This is a genomic window from Mobilitalea sibirica, from assembly GCF_015999265.1.
In the GTDB taxonomy this organism is placed as follows: Bacteria; Bacillota; Clostridia; order Lachnospirales; family Lachnospiraceae; genus Mobilitalea; species Mobilitalea sibirica.
The window spans coordinates 109,168-124,877 of sequence record NZ_JAEAGR010000012.1 but is presented as its reverse complement, the minus strand read 5'-3'; the positions used below and the strand labels follow the sequence as shown (position 1 = coordinate 124,877).

Here is a 15,710-nt window from a genome sequence, read left to right as displayed (position 1 = left end):
GACATATTTTCCGATTTTGTATGTCTTGTTCGAACACTTCTGTTCGCACTAGGCATAACAAAATTAGCAACATGTCCGTCAAACAGTGCATTACAGTAAAATTATATTCCCCGTTTAACTATTTTGAAATAGCCCCTTATCATTAACCTTTATATGAAACAACCTTTAACAAAAATCTATTATTTTGAAGTAGTCTTATAACGTAGATATACATCTATAGATTTTCCTGTTTATATAACAGATATCTGATATAATTCTTAATCTCATCAACACTTTGGGGAGTTAATTGCTGATATAGATCGAAAAATTCAACGATATCCTTATCTAATACCTCACCACCAATTGGTAGATAGGCATCGGTAATACCAAGAAGATAATCACAGGATACATCAAAATATTTTGATAATAATATCAGTTTATCAAAGGAGGGTTCATTTCTCTCGGATTCATAATTAGAAATTGCGGAAGGTTTTAAGTTTAAGATATCAGCAAGTTCACTTTGCGTAATATTGTGTTTCTGTCTAAGCTGTTTTAAACGGTTGCTAAAATTCATAATTTACTCCTTAGTTTTACAATTCGTGTATTATTTCATCTGAATTATTATAATATGATAAAAAAACGTTTGTCAACATGAAACGAAGAATATCATAAAATAATGTTTGACTTTTCCTACAAACAAAAATATGATATATTTATAGAAAATAATGGGAAATAAACAAATTTATTGTTAGATTATAGAATATAAGTTGATTGAGGTTTTATAATGAAAAAAAGAAGTTCTATTAAAGAAGATATGTTATTTCAATTATTTTCTGAGCACAGTCAGGAATTATTTCTTGTTTTTGATCAAAAGGGCTTAGTAATTCGCTGTAATAAAGTAGCCTTAAATGAGCTGGGTTATGAAGATGATATATATAGCACTTATATATATGATATATTCAGGAAGGCAGTTAAGCATAGCAAAGAACAGCTTAATATCAATACGAAATATCAGGATAAAGTGGCAGAAGCAGTAGCTTACAGGAAAAATCAAACCTGTTTTCCTATAAATCTTAAAATCGTAAATACAAAAGTAGGAAGAAGATACCTGGGAATCTGCTGTGCTGTAAATATATCCACTGAGAAAAGAGCAATGTTCGAATTAAGAAACATTAAGAATGAGTTAAAATTATCACAAAAAGTAAAAAATGAATTTGTAGCGAATATTACCCATGAGTTAAGAACTCCGGTGAACGGAATTCTAGGCTTGACAGAGAATCTTTTCGATACGGAATTATCACCAAGACAGTTGGAGACAGTTAACATTATTCATCGTTGTTGTTTCAATATGAATGCGATTATAAATGATTTGTTGGATTTTACAAAGTTAGCCAATAACAAAATGGTAATTGAGCAGAGGGAGTTTGATTTTCGAAGCTTTATTGATAACATGATAGCTTTTAATATAAATAAAATCAGTGAAAAAGGTCTGAAGCTTTTGGTGAACGTAGCCGATGATATTCCCAATCGGGTAATCGGGGATGAACTTAGATTAACACAAGTTTTGAATAATCTGTTTTCCAATGCGATCAAATTCACCTCTGTCGGCCAGATTGCATTGGAAGTAGTGAAAACAGCCCAGACAGATAGAGAAGTAGAATTATTTTTTATGGTAATGGATACAGGTATTGGTATCAGTCTTGAAGAGAAGGATAAACTCTTCTTAAGTTTTTCCCAAGTGGATGGTTCTATTTCCAGAAGATTTGGTGGAACCGGATTGGGTCTTTCCATCAGCAAGATGTTAATCGAAAATATGAACGGAACCATTGCAGTGGACAGCGAAAAGAATAAAGGGAGTACATTTACATTTTCAGTACGGTTAGGAAGACCGAATGATAAAAAAGAAGAGTCGCATAAAGGAAAAGATTATTATTGTAATACGAAGGGTATGATTAGACCGGGACATGAATTGAGGCAGAGTCAGGTTCTTGACACGGATTATGTAGGACGAATACTTGAAAAATCTAACCTAGTGACTGTTGATTCTACAGCCGAGTATCATCTTGGTCAGAAAATCAATGATCTAACAGAAAGATTGACGATATGTATTGAAATGGAGAACTGGGAAAAGGCAGAAGAAATTGCAGCATACTTAAGAAAAATGCTTCCCAACAAAGAAAAAGAACTGAGAAATAAGGCTTTAAGCTTATTATTAGCTATTAGAAAAGAAGAACATGATAACTCAGTCATTTTGTTAAACGAATTAGAGAAGTGTTTAAACGAGGTGAAGGAATGGGAGATTTAACTTATGCAACTCCAAATATAATGGTCGTTGATGATGTTAGTGCTAATTTAGTGATATTAACGGATATGATAAGAAATGCAGGTTATGAAGCAAGACCTGTTACCAGTGCAAGACAGGCTATGCATGCAATTGAAGTTTTGTCTCCTCATTTAATTCTTCTGGACATTTCAATGCCGGATATGGATGGCTTTGAATTTTGCTCTATTCTCAAAAAAAATGCCAATACCAGAGATATTCCAATCATTTTTATCTCAGCGCTAAACTCGAAAGAGGATAAAATTAAGGGGTACAAGCTGGGAGCGGTAGATTATATATCAAAACCATTTGAGATAGAAGAGGTTACTCTTCGGATTAATACGCATTTAAAAATATATAAAATGCAGCAGGAGTTAGAAATTTATAATAAGAAGTTATACAAAACAATTAATGATCAAATTCGAAAAATTTACGAAGAACAAAAAAGTATGTTATATGCCTTAGCAAAGTTGTCCTTAACGAGGGACGGAGCTCAGGAAAAGCATTTGGAACGCATAGCAAAAAACAGTAGAATACTAGCTATGAGTCTTCAACTTTCGTCCAATTTTAAGGAGCATATCACGAATAGCTTTATTGACTCAATTGAATTGGCAGCACCCTTACATGATATCGGTAAGATTGCTATCCCCGATGCCATATTACATAAGCGTACGCAGTTAGATCCTGAGGAATGGAGCTGTATGAAAGCTCATTCTGAAACAGGAGCTAATATGCTTAAGGAAATATATAAAAACAATGAACACAATGAATTTATTAAAATGGCGATTGATATTGCCTGGTATCATCATGAAAATTGGGATGGAACTGGTTTTCCAAAGGGGTTAAAAGGTACTCAAATTCCTCTAAGTGCCAGGATTGTTGCCATTGTAGATGTCTATGATATTTTGGTTAGTGAGAGATCTTATAAGCAAGCGTATTCTCATGAAGAAAGTATGCGTATTCTTAATGATGCTTCCGGTAAAAAATTTGATCCGGATATTATTGATGTTTTTAATAAAATACAAAAGCAATTAAAAAAATAACAGATGGGTTGTATTGACTATATAGAAGAGAAGATATAATATGAGTATTATGTAGCTTTATATGGACTACAATAATAATAGATAAAAATAAAGGTGACTGTATTACTAAGAAACAAATGACTAATTACAAACAGAGGTATTGTATTCATGGGAAAAAAGAATGACTTATATATAGATTATAAACGTTCCTACCAAAAAAGAGGTAGAAGAGGAGGAAATAAAGGGTTTAAATCCTTTCTTATACTTGTTTTGGCTATCATGTTGGGATTACTCACATATTATATGATTAGATCACAGATAAATCTCGATAAGAATCCGAATAAAACCGGTTCAGAAGATAATATGCCTAAAAGTGATGATTCAGAGGATGCTAATCAGATTGATCAAAACGAGAATTTTGGGGATACCAATGAAGTGACAGATACTGGGGACAATCAGGAAACCTCCTTAGAAGAAAATCAGAAGATTACGCAGATACCAAATGAGGCTAATAATAAAGACGAACCCAAGGTAGAAGTTTCGGATGAGGATGAAACAAGCCCTGACCCTATAGTGGAAGTGGATAAACGAATTCCGGTTAAGGTAAAAGGGATATACGTTACTTCCACAGCGGCACGAACAGATAAAAGAGAAGCATTAATTGATATTGTTAATAATACTGAAATTAATGCTATGGTCATCGATGTTAAGGATGATCATGGTAAGATAACTTATTCCATGGATAGTGAAAAGGCTAGAGAAATTGGAGCGGTTACCAATGCAATATCGGATATGGAGTCCTTAATACGAACGTTAAAAGAACAGAATATTTATCTGATTGCCCGTATTGTTTGTTTTAAAGATCCTTATCTGGCTGAACAAAGACCGGATTTGGCAATTAGGAATAAGGATGGATCCTTATATCGTGATAACAGAGGAGATTTATGGGTGAATCCATACAAACATGAGGTGTGGGAGTATCTGGTTGAGGTGTCATCTAAAGCGGCTGCAATAGGCTTTGATGAAATTCAATTTGATTATATACGGTTTTCAACCGGCAAGGGAATGAATGAAGTTGATTTTGGTGAAGGTTCTAAGGAAAAGACGAAAGAAGATATTATATTAGAATATACCAAATATGCTTATGAGAGTTTAAAGCCTCTAGGGGTTTTCGTCTCTGCCGATGTATATGGAACAATAATCAGTAGCTCCATTGATGCCGGTCTGGTGGGTCAAAATTATGTAGAAATGTCAAGATATCTTGACTATATTAGTCCTATGATTTACCCCTCACATTTTGGTGAGGGCAATTATGGAATAGCATATCCGGACCTGGAACCTTTGACGATAGTAAGAAAGGTATTAACGGCTTCAAAAGCAAAGCTGGATCAGATACCGGAGGGTGAACACAGGGCAGTCGTTCGACCCTGGTTACAGGATTTTACCGCCTCATGGTTAAAAAAGTATAAAGTTTATGGTGGAGCAGAAGTTCGCGAACAGATTGACGGAGTATATGCAGCAGGTTATGAGGAATGGATACTTTGGAATGCAAGCTGTAATTATTCAGTAGACGGTCTGATAAAAGAATGAAATTAATATACTTGTCAATCATGTGAATATTTTCGTTACATGGATAATATATATCTAGTATAAGTGACCTGGAGGTGTCAAATGGATAAGGCATTCCGTCAAAATACTAAGATTATTTATCTACTGGAAGGATTATTATTTTCCTATATTATAACTGCATTTGTTTTATTGTTATTGTCATTTCTTATGCTAAAGCTAGATCTGTCAGGAGCAGTTATTAGCGGGGGAATACATTTTGCTTATATTTTATCTGCATTTATCGGCGGTTTTTTTATAGGGAAAAAGGTGGAACAAAAGAAATTCCTATGGGGAATGGTAATGGGAGTATTCTACTTTATCATATTGATGTTGGTTTCATTACTAATGAACAGGGTCACTCCTTTGCCACTGGGAAGTTTATTCACTGTCTTTGTGATCAGCAGCCTAAGCGGGATGTTGGGTGGTATGCTAAGTTAAGCAATAGAAATATACGAATTATGATATTGATAGGATTATGGCAAATGCTGGGTTTCGCCATAATCCTATATTAAGGTAAAAAAGATTGTAATTTAGCAACTATTTGATTATACTATAGGTAAAAATGATGAAAGTGTCGAAAGCACCTTTGGTGATTTCCAGATATGAATATATTGCTATACAAGTAAACTTGCAATAGCAATATATTCATATCTGGAAAAGTGCGCAGCATCTTTCGACACTTTCATCAACGATACAAACTACATAACAGGTAGGGAGGTACTGATCGAGTGAAAGGAATAATTTTAGCAGGTGGACATGGGACAAGACTATATCCGGTAACGAAAGCCATATCAAAACAAATTCTACCGGTTTACGATAAACCAATGATTTATTATCCGTTATCTGTTTTAATGTTGTCAGGTATTCGGGAAATATTAATTATATCAACACCGCGGGATATAGAAGTGTTTGAGGAACTTTTTGGTGATGGGAGTCAATTGGGATTATCCATTTCATATAAAATACAAGAAAAACCGAAAGGCTTGGCAGAGGCATTTATTATAGGTGAGGATTTTATAGGTGATGACAGGGTTGCACTTATATTGGGTGATAATATATTTTACGGTCGAAGCTTTACGGAAACATTACAAAATGCATCGGCACGAGAAGAAGGAGCTACCATATTCGGCTATTTTGTCAAAGATCCGACGTCTTATGGTGTGGTATCCTTTGATGAAGAAGGGAACGCAATAACAATTGAAGAAAAGCCGAAGGAGCCGAAATCAAATTATGCAGTACCGGGCTTATATTTCTATGATAATGATGTTATTGCGATAGCAAAAAATATAAAACCTTCACAAAGAGGAGAACTTGAGATTACGGAAGTTAATAATGAATACCTTAAACGAGGTAAGCTAAAAGTAGAAGTACTGGGAAGAGGAATGGCATGGTTGGATACCGGAAATCATGATTCCTTACTGGATGCATCCAATTATGTAGCCTCAATTCAAAAAAGACAGGGACTTTATATATCCTGTATAGAAGAGATAGCATATAAAAAGGGATTTATCAGTCGTGATCAGCTGCTTAAACTGGCGGAAACTCTTAAGATGACAGAATATGGTAAATACTTGTATGATATAGCAGATGGTTTATAAGGAGTATATAAGTTTATGGGAAATTTTAAATTTATCGAGTTAGATATCAAAGGCTTATATCTGATTGAGCCTAAAATTTACGGAGACGAGAGAGGATATAATATGGAGACTTATCATGCTGAGGCATTTAAGGCAGCTGGGTTAACGATGAATTTCGTCCAGAATAACCAATCCCTATCCAAAAAAGGAGTGCTTCGAGGTCTTCATTATCAGAAAACACATCCTCAGGGTAAGCTGGTCAGTGTACTTAAGGGTGAAGTGTTTGATGTAGCAGTGGATCTACGATCTGGCTCACCTACCTATGGCAAATGGTATGGTGAAATCTTATCGTATGAAAATAAAAGGATGCTTTATGTTCCGGAAGGTTTTGCCCATGGCTTTTATGTTCTATCGGAAGAAGCATTATTTTCCTACCAGCTAACTGATTTTTATCATCCGGAGGATGAAGGCGGAATCATATGGAACGATCCGGATATTGCAGTCAATTGGCCGATTGAAGCAGGAACTGTCCCTACGATATCGGATAAGGACAATAATTTACCTGAATTTAAATATAATAAAATTGAGTTTGATAGATGAGATTATCTTCTTAAGTAAATCATCCATAGGAAGTATCTCATTTCGTTCAGTACAAAATCGGCGCGTAAGTACGCTAGGGCGTACATAAAGTAAGGAGTATGGAATGAAACGAATTCTGGTAACCGGTGCTTTGGGACAAGTGGGGCTGGCGGTAAGTGAATTATTAAAGGATAAAACGGAATATGGACTATATCTATACGGAAGAAGACCTTCAAAGGATGGTAGGGTGGAGGTTTTGGATATAACCAATGAGGCAGAGGTACATCGGGTCATCAGCACGATAAAGCCACATGTAATTATCAATTGTGCTTCAATGACTGCTGTGGATTTGTGTGAAAGTGAAGAGGAGCAGGCATATAACAGTAATGCCCTGGGACCCAAGTATCTGGCTGAGGCGGCAGATTATATTGAAGCAAAGCTTATCCATCTATCTACTGATTATGTTTACGATGGACAAGCAGTAAAACCCTATACAGAAGGAGATCTTGTAGGACCAATCAATGTTTACGGAAGAACTAAACTGGAGGGAGAGCTGTTTGTATCAAAACTATGTAAGAGACACTTCATTATTCGAACAGCTTGGGTTTATGGTGAAGGTAAAAATTTTGTAAATACAATGCTTCGTTTAGCAGAGAGCGGGAACAAAATACGGGTTGTTTCTGATCAGTATGGATCACCAACCAGTGCTAAGGAATTGGCAAAGGTCATCATCTTTCTAATGAACACAGAAAGCTATGGTTTATACCATGCTACCTGTGAAGGTAGCACGAATTGGTATGAATTCGCAGTTACCATATTCAAAGAATTTGAAAAAGATGTAGAGATTGAGGCGATATCTACAGCGGAGTATAAAACCCCGGCCAAAAGGCCGATGTATTCTGTTCTTGATAATAAAGAGTTACATGAAAGACATGGATACTATATGAAGGAATGGATAGAAGCTTTTAAAGAGTATGTAATGGAAAGAAATTACACTTAGCAATATAGAAAGAAAAATCCTAGGGTTATAAATAAAGGAGGAGTATCCCATGAAGACGTATATGATAACTGGTGGAGCCGGTTTTATAGGTTCAAATTATATATTGTATATGATGAAAAAGTACAAGGAAAATATTAAGATAGTTAATGTAGACAGTCTAACCTATGCAGGTAATCTTGAGAATCTAAAAGAGGTGGAAGGATTTGATAATTATGAATTTCTCAAAGTCGATATCTGTGATAAAGAGGCTGTTCTTCATATATTTGAGAAATATGAAATTGACAGGGTAATTCATTTTGCAGCGGAAAGTCATGTTGACCGCAGCATTCGTAATCCGGAGGTGTTTGTAAATACGAATGTTTTAGGTACCCTAAATCTGTTAAATGCTGCAAAGCTTTCTTGGGAAACAGAGGATGGATATTTACCGGATAAAAAGTATGTTCAGGTATCTACCGATGAAGTATACGGCTCCTTAGAAGGGGAAGAGGGATATTTTTATGAGACAACGCCCTTAGATCCTCATAGTCCCTATTCAGCCAGTAAGGCATCTGCGGATCTACTGGTAAAATCCTATGTTGATACGTTTTCTTTTCCTGCCAACATAACCAGATGTAGCAATAATTACGGACCTTTTCAGTTCCCGGAAAAATTAATCCCATTAATGATTAACAATGCATTGGCCGGTAAAAATCTACCGGTGTATGGGACCGGAAGGAATGTAAGAGACTGGCTTTATGTAGAAGATCATGCAAAAGCGATTGACTTAGTGGCAGAGCGTGGTAAAATTGGTGAGGTATATAATATCGGTGGACATAACGAAAAGAGAAACATAGAAATTGTAACTATCATTATAGAAACTTTACAGGAGATACTTCCGGAATGGGATGATAGAAGAAAGCATATCTCGCCGGAACTAATCACCTATGTGGAAGATCGTAAGGGTCATGATTTTAGATACGCGATTGCTCCGGATAAAATCAAGGCTGAACTTGATTGGGAACCGGAGACACCCTTTGAGAAAGGTATTAGATTAACCGTTGAATGGTACCTTGAGAATGAAGATTGGATGTCGAGGGTTACAAAGGGTGAATACCAGAAATACTATGAAGAGATGTATAAGATATAGTTCCTATTTCTAAAAAACAAGTGTAGTCTCGTTGATGTTGTTATTTTCTTAGCTTAGGAATAATAAATTAAGCAATAGGAATTTGATTAATTGGTCAGAGGAATAGTTTACTTAAAGAAAGGCTTGGTGTATTCATGAGATATGAAGAGTTTACAATAGAAGGACGCAATGCCGTAATGGAGGCATTTCGTGCTGGTAAAACCATTGATCGGCTATTTGTATTGGACGGTTGTCAGGATGGTCCGGTAAAATCCATTACCAGGGAAGCGAAAAAACATGATACCATAATAAGTTTTGTTAAAAAAGAACGTCTTGACCAACTGTCCCAGACAGGTAAGCATCAGGGGGTTATCGCATATGCAGCAGCGTATGAATATGCTGAGGTGGAAGATATATTAAAAGCTGCTGAGGAGAAAAACGAAGCGCCATTTATCGTTTTACTGGATAGCATAGAAGATCCTCATAATCTGGGTGCAATTATTCGAACTGCGCACCAGGCCGGAGCCCATGGAATCATTATACCAAAACGCCGGGCAGTAGGATTAACAGCTACAGTTGCTAGAACCTCTGCAGGAGCAATCAACTACTTACCGGTAGCCAAGGTTACGAATCTGTCAGCCACAATTGAGGAATTAAAGGAAAAAGGTCTATGGTTTGTCTGTGCGGACATGGACGGTGAATTAATGTATAACGTTAATCTCAAAGGTCCTATTGGTCTTGTCATCGGTAGCGAGGGCGAAGGGGTAGGAAGATTGGTTAAGGAAAAATGTGATTATATTGCCAGAATACCTATGTATGGTGAGGTAGATTCTTTAAATGCTTCTGTAGCAATGGGAGTGCTGGCATATGAAATTGTTCGACAAAGACTAAGTTAATTAACTTTATATTTTAATATAAATGTTACTTAAAAGTGTTTATCGCATTAATTGCTACCAGGATGCGATGAAAACATTTTTATCTATATGTTAATATCAGATTTTAATAAATAATACTTTTCTAAGAGTAGGAGGTGCCTTGATGGATACTGTAATCAATTATGAGACTTTATCGGATGAAGAAATCGTTGCCAGAATCAGAAAGGGAGATCAGGCTGCAATGGATTATCTATTTGAAAAATATAAGTATCTGGTAAGAAATAAGGCCAAGGCATTCTTCCTAATCGGCGGTGATAAGGATGATCTGATACAGGAGGGTATGATTGGTCTTTATAAAGCAATCAGGGATTATCATAGGAATAAGAAGAGTTCATTTTTTAACTTTGCTGACTTATGTATATCGAGGCAAATTTATAGTGCAATTAAGGCTTCAAACAGAAAAAAGAACATTCCTTTAAATACATATATTTCATTATACTCACCGGTTTATGGGGAGAATAATGATAATGATGAAAAAGAAACTTTAGTTGACATAATATACCAGAAAAATGCAGCAAATCCCGAAGAATTAGTTATTGACAAAGAGAATACCAGTATGATAGAATATGAACTTGTAAGGCGTCTGAGCAACCTTGAGAAACAGGTTTTAAGCTTGTATATGCGGGATTTGAAATATGTACAGATTGCAGAAGTCTTAGGCAAAGAACCGAAAGCAATCGATAATGCACTGACAAGGATTAAGACGAAGTTAAATCAGGTACTCAAAGAGATATAGAACAATTTCAAGCAATTAGGTTTGCTGTTGTAGCTCAGTGGTAGAGCACTTCATTGGTAATGAAGAGGTCGGGGGTCCGACTCCCCTCAACAGCTTATCCGCTCTTTTCATACAATGTATAGGGTGGAGAAAATGTTCCATAAAAATTGGGACATAAAAAATTTCGAGGTGTGGCTCAGCTTGGCTAGAGCGCTACGTTAGGGACGTAGAGGCCGCAGGTTCAAATCCTGTCACCTCGATTTATTATGGGGTCGTCGCACTAAATGTGGGACGTCCTTTTTACGTTAGTGTTGTTTATCACACTATAGGTCTTACAAAAAGGGTATGATTATTATGCAATAATCATACCCTTTTTGTATTTCATTATTGATGTGATAAACTTACTATTTTTCTGAGGACGCTGTCCTACTTTAACTTGACACAAACCGCCTCTTTATTATAGTTGAACTTATCGAAAGGCTCTGGTAAAATATAGGGATACAAAAACGAATTAATTCAAGCAAATATTATAATCGCATAATACATAGAGGGGCTCTAAAGCTATTGCTGGATGTACTTATGTATTACGATAACATAGCGAATATAATTCCAAAGTGGTATATCAATATAAATGATATCTAAAATGTAATATCAGACAAGGGGGTTAGTCTTTATGAATGTCACATACAGCCATTCCATTTCTTTAAAGGATTATAATACTCTAAGAGACTCTGCCGGTTGGCAGAAGCTGCCTGAGCGGCAGGCGCAAAAAGGGATAGATCATAGTGTATTTTTAGTATCGGCCATAGTGGAAGACAAGACCGTAGGCATGGCCCGCTTGGTGACGGATGGAGGCTGTGTAGCTATCATTCTCGATGTTGTAGTGTTACCAACATATCAGAAAATGGGTATTGGGAAAACAATGATAGAGAGGATTATGTCGTACATAGATAACAACCTTGAGGCCGGGGAGCTCATGTATGTATGCCTTATGTCGGCAAAAGGAAAAGAGAGTTTTTACCGGAAGTTTGGTTTCGAAGAACGACCCAATGAACATGTCGGAGCAGGGATGACAAAATGGGTCAGAAAGTAAGTTGAGAAAATAGGTTTAAAAAAGAGAATTAAGAAAAGAGGGGAGTAAGATCATATGATTCTATCGGCATCTCGAAGAACGGATCTACCGGCATTTTATTCGGATTGGTTTATGAATCGGTTAAAAGAAGGGTATGTTCTAACTAGAAATCCCATGAACCCCCTCCAGGTAAGTAAAATAACATTATCTCCGAAGGTCATAGACTGTATCGTATTCTGGACGAAAGATCCGGCTAATATTATAGACAAGCTTCCCGAGCTTGATGCCATGGGGTATCAATACTATTTTCAATTTACCCTTACCCCATATAACAAGGAATTAGAACAGAACTTGAGAGATAAGCAGGATATTATCAGGACGTTTCTCATGCTTTCTGAAAAAATCGGCAAAGAGAAGGTTTTATTAAGATATGACCCGGTGATTTTAAATGATATTATTACGATAGAATATCATAGAAATAGTTTTGAAGCTCTTTGTAAACAGCTAACTGATTATACAGAGATCTGTACAATAAGTTTTGTTGATCTATATTCAAAGCTAAAAAAAGCCGTGAGTAAGCATCTGATTAGAGAAATTACGGATGATGAAAAGTATCAGTTAGCCCGCTATTTTTCGGACATTGGTAGAGATTATGGTATTGAAATTAGATCCTGTTGTGAAAAACTGGATCTTAAAGAGTACGGTATTAAGCCTTCCAGCTGTATTGATCAAAAAACGATTGAGAAGGTCTGTGGATATTCTATTGATGCTAAGCAAGATAACAATCAGCGTACAGGGTGCGGCTGTATTCAAAGCATTGATATCGGAGTGTATAATACCTGTAAAAACGGATGTGTATACTGCTATGCCAATGATAACGCATCTTCTGTTGAAAAGAACTATCATAGCCATAATTCTTATTCAGATCTACTAATTGGTACGGTAAATCCAAATGTAAAAATTAAAACCAAAGAAATAAAGCTTCTTAGAAATGACCAGATGAAATTGTTCTAGGTTTTACTGTAACCTGTGACTACGGACAGTGGATGGAGGTAATTATGAAAATCGATCGTTTACTTGGTATTGTTATGATATTACTCCAAAAAGATAAGGTTACGGCACCTTATCTAGCCGAACGATTTGAGGTATCAAGGCGAACTATTAACCGTGATATTGAAGATTTGTGTATGACAGGTATCCCGGTGGTAACGACCTAGGGAGGGAATGGTGGTATTTCTCTAGAGGAAGGTTATCGTATTAATAAAAGTGTACTGACCCGGGACGAGCTTATTAATCTGATTGCCGGTTTAAAGGGTCTTGACAGTATATCCAAAGACAATACCAGTGAGCAACTTTTAAATAAGTTCTTTGTGAATCAGGATAGTATCATTTCCTTAAGAGATAGTATTATTATTGATCTGGCCTCCTATTATAAGTGTGATTTAACCGATAAAATACCATTGATAAAGGAAGCTATACATAATAATACGATAATTACTTTTTTGTATTATAGTAATAAGGGTGATACAAAACGTATTGTAGAACCGTATTACCTTACTTTTCGTTGGTCAGCATGGTATCTCTTTGGTTATTGTCTGGATCGCAACGATTTCCGGTTATTCAAGCTTAATCGACTATGGGAATTGTCTGATACGGGAACGAAATATATCGTAAGAAACATCCCTGAAGACAAGAAAAATCTAAACGAATGTTTTACAGATGAGTTACAGGTAGAAATACTTTTTGATGAACGTGTTAAATATCGACTCATTGATGAGTATGGTGTAAATTGTTATACGTTAACCGACAGTGGGAAACTCCTATTTCAAAGGTCTTTTACGAACAAGGATTTTTTGGTGAGTTGGGTATTAGGTTTTGGTGATATGGCAGAGGTGGTTTCTCCGCCAAAGATTAGAGAGGAGATAGGTCAGATTGTGGAGAAATTACAACGTACTTATCATCCTTCAGATACATAAAAACAAGAATCAGTTAACGAACATGACATACATGTGTCCTGTTCGTTTTTTTATAATAGAATTGCAAGATAAGAATGAGATATCTTATTCTTATCAGGAAGCTGTTATAAAATGATCGAAGAAAATCGGAAGAACGAAAGGAAAGGGAATTAGGAGGTAGAAATGTGAACAAGAATAATAATATGTATCGTGAGGTAAGGAATTGGATTTATCGAAATGCCAGACTTTTGGATATTGCTAGATGGAAGTATCATTTTGAATATGGTAATGCAGACGAGGTTTTGCAGATACTTATGGAATATCAAAATGAGGATGGAGGCTTTGGTAGGGGATTGGAAGCAGACTCTTGGAATCCATTATCGACACCGATTCAGACAATGACAGCGATAGAGCTGTTACAAGAAATTGAATATACCGATAAAAACCATCCGATCATTCAAGGAATATTAACATATTTAGGTAGCGGTGCGGATTTTAACGGTTCCATGTGGTACAATGTAGTTTTATCTAATAATGATTACCCCCATGCTCCTTGGTGGACAGCAGATAAGGATCGTATGAAAAATCCCGGCTATAACCCTACGGCTGCCTTAGCGGGATTTGCCTTATGTTACGCTGACAGAGGTTCCACACTATTTAAAAAGTGTGAAAGGATTGTAAAAGATGCAATTACTTATCTAAATAATGAGACAGAAATCTCTATGCATACATTAGCCTGTTATGTTATCTTGTTAGAATATTGTGAACAGGCAAACATAACCAACTTATATCCGGTGGAACAGACTAAGGAATTACTGAACCAACACATACAAAGAACAATTACTACAAATAAGGATAGTTGGGTCACCGATTATATCTGTAAGCCTTCGATGTTCTTAAATTCACCAAAGTCTATGTTCTATCTTGGGATCAAAGAGATAGCCGACTATGAATGTGAATTTATAGAAAAGTCCAGAAATAAGGAAGGTGTGTGGGATATTAACTGGAACTGGGGAGAGTATCCTGAGCAATGGCCAATCGCTAAGAATTGGTGGCAAGGTCATCTGGCAATCGAGAATATGCTATACCTAAAAAACTTTAATCGATTGTAGTTCTTACGATTAAGTTATCTTAAGAAACGATTAGTTGTGTAAAGTAATAAGGTAAAAGAAAGTAAAAAAAGATAACAAACACATTATTATTTATTAAGAATATCAAAAATAATATATAAAGGAAATTAAAAAAAGGTATTGACAAGAAATATATTATATAATATACTAAGCCCTACATTTATATCAAAATGATAGGAAATAGGAGGTAAGTAATGAGAACATCAATGAATGTCATGTGTCAATATATGTGCGGTATGTGCTACATGCCCAAGAGACATATTTACGCAATGATAGGTGAATGTGATGTTTTCATGCTGCCAAGAAAGTAATAGTGTATCTACTTTCTTCTATGAATAATATGAAAATATAAACAGGAGGCTGTCATGGCTATCCTGTTTTTTTTATTGTATAGGAATCAGCTTATTCATTGAAAACGCTCTGCATAGCGAATTAAATGCGCTTTGGGATGCTCACTCACGCATAAGACAATTAGTTTTTTTGTGTTTACCTTTAATCCTATTATTTGATATAAATAAAACCAGACATAAAAATACTGCAGGTTTTTATGTCAAAGTGCAATGAAGACTTTAGAAATTGTTTACTTACTTAGAAAGAATGAATAAAGCATAAAAATCTTAATCTCATTAGATTAAGGGAAAGAGTATGGTTTATTAAAAAGCGTAGCAGATTATCCCATAAATGAACGCATTGGAGGTGACAAGATTGGAAAC

Annotated in this window: 16 protein-coding genes and 2 tRNA genes; 17 read left to right on the top strand and 1 reads right to left on the bottom strand. The window is 35.8% G+C overall.

Features of this window, described 5'->3' with window-relative positions; genetic code table 11:
* Positions 1-214: 214 nt before the first annotated feature.
* Entirely contained in the window at positions 215-553 is a 339-nt protein-coding gene (locus I5677_RS11890) for a helix-turn-helix domain-containing protein (RefSeq protein ID WP_197661840.1), read from the bottom strand.
* 210 nt (positions 554-763) lie between these two features.
* On the opposite strand from I5677_RS11890, the gene I5677_RS11885 reads away from it, so the two are divergent.
* The 17 genes from I5677_RS11885 (at position 764) to I5677_RS11810 (ending at position 14,979) form a co-directional block, all read left to right on the top strand.
* Complete coding sequence (locus I5677_RS11885; protein ID WP_197661839.1) at positions 764-2,284, top strand: ATP-binding protein; 1,521 nt, start codon at positions 764-766, stop codon at positions 2,282-2,284.
* Positions 2,272-3,342 (top strand): HD domain-containing phosphohydrolase, encoded by a 1,071-nt coding sequence (locus I5677_RS11880; protein ID WP_197661838.1) that lies wholly within the window; start codon positions 2,272-2,274, stop codon positions 3,340-3,342. The genes I5677_RS11885 and I5677_RS11880 overlap by 13 nt, the downstream gene beginning before the upstream one ends.
* Positions 3,343-3,489: 147 nt before the next feature.
* Positions 3,490-4,911: a putative glycoside hydrolase gene (locus tag I5677_RS11875; protein WP_197661837.1), complete on the top strand. Its 1,422-nt coding sequence runs from the start codon at positions 3,490-3,492 to the stop codon at positions 4,909-4,911.
* Between the two features lie 81 nt (positions 4,912-4,992).
* On the top strand, positions 4,993-5,367 hold the full coding sequence (locus tag I5677_RS11870; RefSeq protein WP_197661836.1) for a TIGR04086 family membrane protein: 375 nt from the start codon (positions 4,993-4,995) through the stop codon (positions 5,365-5,367).
* A gap of 290 nt (positions 5,368-5,657) precedes the next feature.
* Entirely contained in the window at positions 5,658-6,527 is an 870-nt protein-coding gene (rfbA, locus tag I5677_RS11865; RefSeq protein ID WP_197661835.1) for a glucose-1-phosphate thymidylyltransferase RfbA, read from the top strand.
* 15 nt (positions 6,528-6,542) lie between these two features.
* On the top strand, positions 6,543-7,106 hold the full coding sequence (gene rfbC / locus I5677_RS11860) for a dTDP-4-dehydrorhamnose 3,5-epimerase (protein ID WP_197661834.1): 564 nt from the start codon (positions 6,543-6,545) through the stop codon (positions 7,104-7,106).
* A 103-nt stretch (positions 7,107-7,209) separates the two neighbouring features.
* The gene (rfbD, locus tag I5677_RS11855) at positions 7,210-8,085 is read left to right on the top strand and encodes a dTDP-4-dehydrorhamnose reductase (RefSeq protein WP_197661833.1); all 876 of its coding nucleotides are present in this window, start codon (positions 7,210-7,212) and stop codon (positions 8,083-8,085) included.
* Between the two features lie 49 nt (positions 8,086-8,134).
* Positions 8,135-9,211: a dTDP-glucose 4,6-dehydratase gene (gene rfbB, locus I5677_RS11850; RefSeq protein ID WP_197661832.1), complete on the top strand. Its 1,077-nt coding sequence runs from the start codon at positions 8,135-8,137 to the stop codon at positions 9,209-9,211.
* Between the two features lie 134 nt (positions 9,212-9,345).
* Positions 9,346-10,086, top strand: a complete 741-nt coding sequence (gene rlmB, locus I5677_RS11845; RefSeq protein ID WP_197661831.1) for a 23S rRNA (guanosine(2251)-2'-O)-methyltransferase RlmB — start codon at positions 9,346-9,348, stop codon at positions 10,084-10,086.
* Positions 10,087-10,228: 142 nt separating this feature from the next.
* Positions 10,229-10,861: an RNA polymerase sporulation sigma factor SigH gene (gene sigH, locus I5677_RS11840; protein WP_197661830.1), complete on the top strand. Its 633-nt coding sequence runs from the start codon at positions 10,229-10,231 to the stop codon at positions 10,859-10,861.
* A 23-nt stretch (positions 10,862-10,884) separates the two neighbouring features.
* Positions 10,885-10,956: transfer RNA gene (locus I5677_RS11835), tRNA-Thr, on the top strand.
* 69 nt (positions 10,957-11,025) lie between these two features.
* Positions 11,026-11,100, top strand: a tRNA-Pro gene (locus I5677_RS11830).
* Positions 11,101-11,513: 413 nt separating this feature from the next.
* Positions 11,514-11,933, top strand: a complete 420-nt coding sequence (locus I5677_RS11825; protein WP_197661829.1) for a GNAT family N-acetyltransferase — start codon at positions 11,514-11,516, stop codon at positions 11,931-11,933.
* A gap of 54 nt (positions 11,934-11,987) precedes the next feature.
* Positions 11,988-12,926, top strand: coding sequence for a DUF1848 domain-containing protein (locus I5677_RS11820; protein WP_197661828.1), 939 nt, complete (start codon positions 11,988-11,990; stop codon positions 12,924-12,926).
* A gap of 44 nt (positions 12,927-12,970) precedes the next feature.
* A complete protein-coding gene (locus I5677_RS17250; protein WP_243456581.1) occupies positions 12,971-13,129 on the top strand; it encodes a helix-turn-helix transcriptional regulator in 159 nt (52 codons plus the stop codon).
* 153 nt (positions 13,130-13,282) lie between these two features.
* The gene (locus tag I5677_RS17245) at positions 13,283-13,888 is read left to right on the top strand and encodes a helix-turn-helix transcriptional regulator (RefSeq protein ID WP_330617914.1); all 606 of its coding nucleotides are present in this window, start codon (positions 13,283-13,285) and stop codon (positions 13,886-13,888) included.
* Positions 13,889-14,052: 164 nt separating this feature from the next.
* Positions 14,053-14,979 (top strand): hypothetical protein, encoded by a 927-nt coding sequence (locus I5677_RS11810; protein WP_197661827.1) that lies wholly within the window; start codon positions 14,053-14,055, stop codon positions 14,977-14,979.
* Positions 14,980-15,710 lie beyond the last annotated feature (731 nt).

What these genes read in the sequence shown, in the direction of transcription:
- I5677_RS11890 (WP_197661840.1), bottom strand. Translation starts at nt 553, where the DNA reads ATGAATTTTAGCAACCGTTTAAAACAGCTTAGACAGAAACACAATATT.
- I5677_RS11885 (WP_197661839.1), top strand. Translation starts at nt 764, where the DNA reads ATGAAAAAAAGAAGTTCTATTAAAGAAGATATGTTATTTCAATTATTT.
- I5677_RS11880 (WP_197661838.1), top strand. Translation starts at nt 2,272, where the DNA reads ATGGGAGATTTAACTTATGCAACTCCAAATATAATGGTCGTTGATGAT.
- I5677_RS11875 (WP_197661837.1), top strand. Translation starts at nt 3,490, where the DNA reads ATGGGAAAAAAGAATGACTTATATATAGATTATAAACGTTCCTACCAA.
- I5677_RS11870 (WP_197661836.1), top strand. Translation starts at nt 4,993, where the DNA reads ATGGATAAGGCATTCCGTCAAAATACTAAGATTATTTATCTACTGGAA.
- rfbC (WP_197661834.1), top strand. Translation starts at nt 6,543, where the DNA reads ATGGGAAATTTTAAATTTATCGAGTTAGATATCAAAGGCTTATATCTG.
- rfbD (WP_197661833.1), top strand. Translation starts at nt 7,210, where the DNA reads ATGAAACGAATTCTGGTAACCGGTGCTTTGGGACAAGTGGGGCTGGCG.
- rfbB (WP_197661832.1), top strand. Translation starts at nt 8,135, where the DNA reads ATGAAGACGTATATGATAACTGGTGGAGCCGGTTTTATAGGTTCAAAT.
- rlmB (WP_197661831.1), top strand. Translation starts at nt 9,346, where the DNA reads ATGAGATATGAAGAGTTTACAATAGAAGGACGCAATGCCGTAATGGAG.
- sigH (WP_197661830.1), top strand. Translation starts at nt 10,229, where the DNA reads ATGGATACTGTAATCAATTATGAGACTTTATCGGATGAAGAAATCGTT.
- I5677_RS11825 (WP_197661829.1), top strand. Translation starts at nt 11,514, where the DNA reads ATGAATGTCACATACAGCCATTCCATTTCTTTAAAGGATTATAATACT.
- I5677_RS11820 (WP_197661828.1), top strand. Translation starts at nt 11,988, where the DNA reads ATGATTCTATCGGCATCTCGAAGAACGGATCTACCGGCATTTTATTCG.
- I5677_RS17250 (WP_243456581.1), top strand. Translation starts at nt 12,971, where the DNA reads ATGAAAATCGATCGTTTACTTGGTATTGTTATGATATTACTCCAAAAA.